The sequence below is a fragment of the Streptomyces sp. NPDC059456 genome (genome assembly GCF_042750055.1).
Classification (GTDB): domain Bacteria; phylum Actinomycetota; class Actinomycetes; order Streptomycetales; family Streptomycetaceae; genus Streptomyces.
Genome location: NZ_JBHYVA010001082.1, coordinates 1 through 1,572, shown reverse-complemented (window position 1 = coordinate 1,572; position 1,572 = coordinate 1). Strand labels below are relative to the sequence as shown.

The window sequence follows — 1,572 nt, the reverse complement described above, 5'->3', positions numbered from 1 at the left end:
CCGCCGCGTCCACGGGTCCGCCGGATCAGCCGCGGAGCTCCTCCGCGACGAGCTCCGCGATCTGGACCGCGTTCAGCGCGGCGCCCTTGCGGAGGTTGTCGTTCGAGAGGAACAGCGCGAGGCCGTTCTCGACGGTCTCGTCCACGCGGATGCGGCCCACGTACGAGGCGTCCTTGCCCGCTGCCTGGAGGGGGGTCGGGATCTCCGAGAGCTCGACGCCCGGGGCGTCCTTGAGGAGCTCGTACGCGCGCTCCACGCTGATCGGGTTCGCGAAGCGGGCATTGACCTGGAGGGAGTGGCCGGAGAAGACCGGTACGCGCACGCAGGTGCCGGAGACCTTGAGCTCCGGGATCTCCAGGATCTTGCGGGACTCGTTGCGGAGCTTCTGCTCCTCGTCGGTCTCGAAGGAGCCGTCGTCGACCAGGTTGCCGGCGAGCGGGACCACGTTGTACGCGATGGGGCGCTTGTAGACGGCCGGCTCCGGGAAGTCCACCGCGCCGCCGTCGAAGGTCAGCTGGTCGGCGGCCTCGGAGACCGCGCAGGCCTGGCCCTTGAGCTCGGCGACGCCGGCCAGGCCGGAGCCGGAGACGGCCTGGTAGGTGGTGGCGACCATCGCCGTCAGGCCGGCCTCCTCGTGCAGCGGACGCAGCACGGGCATCGCGGCCATGGTGGTGCAGTTCGGGTTGGCGATGATGCCCTTGGGGCGGTCCTTGATCGCGTGCGGGTTGACCTCGGAGACGACGAGCGGCACCTCGGGGTCGCGGCGCCAGGCGGAGGAGTTGTCGATCACGACGGCGCCCTGGGAGGCGACCTTCTCGGCGAGGGCCTTGGACGTCGCGCCGCCCGCGGAGAAGAGCACGATGTCCAGGCCGGAGTAGTCGGCCGTGGAGGCGTCCTCGATGGTGATCTCCGTGCCCTCCCATGCGAGGGTCGAGCCCGCGGAACGGGCCGAGGCGAACAGCCGCAGCTCGTCCACCGGGAACTTGCGCTCGGCGAGGATGCCGCGCATGACTCCGCCGACCTGTCCGGTGGCTCCGACGATTCCGACCCTCACGGTGACTCCTTCTGCTACGTACGACGCGGGCGCGTGGAGCCATCATGCGTTCGACCCCACGAGGCTTGTCCAATCCATTGTCCGAGGAACGGACGGTGTCCCGGATGTGAACCCCCGTGACACGTTCGTGGCGGGCGTGTTGCACCCCCGCCGAGCACCCGTTTTGCCCGGTCGCAGCCGGTTACGGTCCGTTCCGTCGCGTCCGCTATCCGGACGGACGTTCCGTACACCGAACTCGGGGAGAAACCACCGTGCGCGCCATCCGCCACCGCCGCCGGTCCATACCGGCGCTCGCCGCCCTCGCGGCCACCGCCGTCGCCGCACCCGTCCTGCTGGCCGCCGCCCCGGCGGCCGCCCACCCGCGCGAGGGCCGGCTGGCCAGGGAGCTGGTGACGGAGGTCACCGCCCGAGGTGCCGAACCGCACCAGGCGAAGTTGCAGCGGATCGCCGAGGCCCACGGCGGCCACCCCGCCCCCCGCCCGCCCGGGCCCCCCCCCACCGCCCCCAAACTCCACCAC

General features: G+C 71.8%; 1 protein-coding gene and 1 pseudogene. One reads left to right on the top strand and one right to left on the bottom strand.

Going from position 1 to position 1,572, the window contains the following annotated elements:
* Positions 1-25 precede the first annotated feature (25 nt).
* Positions 26-1,054 (bottom strand): aspartate-semialdehyde dehydrogenase, encoded by a 1,029-nt coding sequence (locus ACFXA3_RS42335; protein ID WP_385196831.1) that lies wholly within the window; start codon positions 1,052-1,054, stop codon positions 26-28.
* 251 nt (positions 1,055-1,305) lie between these two features.
* Here ACFXA3_RS42335 and ACFXA3_RS42330 point away from each other — a divergent pair.
* Positions 1,306-1,572 (top strand): annotated as a pseudogene (locus ACFXA3_RS42330) (amidohydrolase); the annotation flags it as partial.